The following is a 2,295-nucleotide window of genomic DNA, read 5'->3' on the forward strand; positions in this document are numbered from 1 at the left end:
TGTGGGGGCGGGCTTGCTCGCGAAGGCGGTGGATCAGTCAATATTGATGTCAGCTGACCCACCGCTTTCGCGAGCAAGCCCGCTCCCACATTGGTTTCGCATTTCACCCCGGCCAACGGTCATTCCGTCCAACAAGGCTATGTATCTTTGGCATATGATCCCGAGCCTTCGCGCGGGCAGGAGTCAACATGCAGCTCAAACACAAGATCGTCGCCCTCGGGATTCTGCCGCTGGTGCTGGCCATTGCCGTCATCTGCGCGCTGGTGATTTCCCTCAATCGCCAATTGGGCGATCAGCAGGCACAACTGATCGAAGACAGCATTCTGGCGAGCAAGCGCGCGGAGCTGAAAAACTACGTGGAAATGGCCCAGAGCCTGATCGCGCCCCTGTACGACGACGGCCACGGCGATGCCCGTGCCCAACAACAAGTGCTGGAAGAACTGCGCAAGCTCAGCTTTGGCATCAACGGCTACTTCTTCGTCTACGACCACGAAGGCCGCAGCCTGATGCATGCGCGCCAGTCGGAACTGGTAGGCCAATACTTATGGGACATGAAAGATCCCCACGGCCTGCCGGTGATCCAGGCGCTGCTCAAAAGCGCGCAATCGGGGGAAGGTTTTCAACGCTATGCCTGGAACAAACCCTCCTCCGGCCAGGTGACCGACAAGCTCGCCTACGTGGTGATGCTCGATCGCTGGGGCTGGATGCTCGGTACCGGCATCTACCTCGAGGATGTCGAACGCGCCACTCAGCAGGCCCGTGCCGAAGTGGCCATGGGCATCCGCAAGACCATGATGGCGATTGCCGTGGTCGCCCTCGTCGCGGTGCTGTTCGTATTCGCCACCGGCATGACCCTCAACGTCAGCGAACATCGGCTGGCGGACAAGAAACTGCAGCGCCTGACCCAGCGCATCGTCAGCCTGCAGGAAGAGGAACGATCACGGGTGTCCCGCGAGTTGCACGACGGCATCAGCCAGGTGCTGGTCTCGATCAAGTTCCAATTCGAACTGGCCAGCCATCTGCTGGAACGCGGACAGGCCCCCGACAAGGGCTTGAGCACGTTGAAAGACGCCACCGAGCGCCTGGGCGATGCCATCGGCGAAGTCCGCAGCCTCTCCCACGACCTGCGCTCATCCCTGCTCGACACCCTCGGCCTGCCGGCGGCCATCGGCCAATTGGCTGCCGAATTCGAGCAGCGCAGCGGGCTGACCGTGACCTATGACGAAAATGAATTCGACTGCCAACTGGTCGACGGCGCGGCTGTTTCGCTGTTCCGCATCGTCCAGGAAGGCCTGACCAATATTGAACGCCACGCCCAGGCGAAGAACGTGTCCATTACACTGCGCGGCTGCGAACAGTCGGTGCGGCTGACGGTGGTCGATGACGGCATTGGTTTCAACGTAGCCCAGGTAGAACGTCGCCAGGCCGGCATTGGCTTGCGTAACATCCGCGAGCGCGTCGAACATTTTGGTGGGCGCTTCGATTTGATTTCGATGCCGGGCAGAAGTGAGCTGGACGTGCGGCTGCCAATGAAACCAGACGCATAACGCTGACCCGGCCCAAAACTACAAGAGTGAATAGCTGCGATGAACCTGCCTTCCCCGATCCGCGTCGCCCTGGTCGACGATCACTCCCTGGTCCGCGACGGCATCAAGGCGCTGCTGGCCGTGATGTCGCCCCTGGAAATGGTCGGCGAAGCGGAAAACGGCGCCGCGGCCATCGAGATGGTCGGACGTTGCCAGCCGGACCTGCTGCTGGTCGACATCAGCCTGCCGGACATGAACGGCCTGGAACTGACCCGCGTGCTGCGCAGCCAGTACCCATCGCTCAAGGTGCTGGTGCTGAGCATGTACGACAATTACGAATACGTGAGCGAGTCGGTGCGCTCCGGCGCCAGCGGCTACGTGCTCAAGAACGCCCCGTCAAGGGAAATCATCGCCGCCATCGAGGCCATTACCAGCGGGGGAACCTTCTACAGCGCCGAAATCGCCCAGCGGCTGATCGCCGACAGGAACACCGACAACGAACTGACCCCTAGGGAAAGCCAGGTGCTGTCGAAGATGGCGCAGGGGTTGAACAACAAGGAAATGGCCCGGGAACTGGACATCAGCGTGCGCACGGTGGAGACACACCGCTTGAGCATCCGGCGCAAACTCAACATCGACAAGCCGGCGGCGCTGGTCAAATACGCCATCGATCACGGCCTCATTTCCCGCTAACACCGCGAACCCTGTGTTCACTGCAAAAACCTGTGGGAGCGGGCTTGCTCGCGAAGGCGTTGTGTCAGTCGACAAC

The 2,295-nt window shown here is 61.0% G+C and carries 2 protein-coding genes; both read left to right on the forward strand.

Translation table 11 applies throughout. The features are described 5' to 3' along the window. The first annotated feature begins 188 nt into the window (after positions 1 to 188). Positions 189 to 1,547: a cache domain-containing protein gene (locus tag KGA98_RS28360; protein ID WP_223504973.1), complete on the forward strand. Its 1,359-nt coding sequence runs from the start codon at positions 189 to 191 to the stop codon at positions 1,545 to 1,547. 39 nt (positions 1,548 to 1,586) lie between these two features. Continuing rightward, the gene (locus KGA98_RS28365; protein WP_090456295.1) at positions 1,587 to 2,219 is read left to right on the forward strand and encodes a response regulator; all 633 of its coding nucleotides are present in this window, start codon (positions 1,587 to 1,589) and stop codon (positions 2,217 to 2,219) included. The last annotated feature ends 76 nt before the right edge of the window (positions 2,220 to 2,295 follow it).

It is taken from the genome of Pseudomonas sp. BF-R-24 (assembly GCF_019947335.1).
GTDB lineage: Bacteria > Pseudomonadota > Gammaproteobacteria > Pseudomonadales > Pseudomonadaceae > Aquipseudomonas > Aquipseudomonas jessenii.

Bases quoted from the DNA above. Each gene is read 5' to 3' on its own strand.
- KGA98_RS28360 (WP_223504973.1), top strand. From the start codon at position 189: ATGCAGCTCAAACACAAGATCGTCGCCCTCGGGATTCTGCCGCTGGTG.
- KGA98_RS28365 (WP_090456295.1), top strand. From the start codon at position 1,587: ATGAACCTGCCTTCCCCGATCCGCGTCGCCCTGGTCGACGATCACTCC.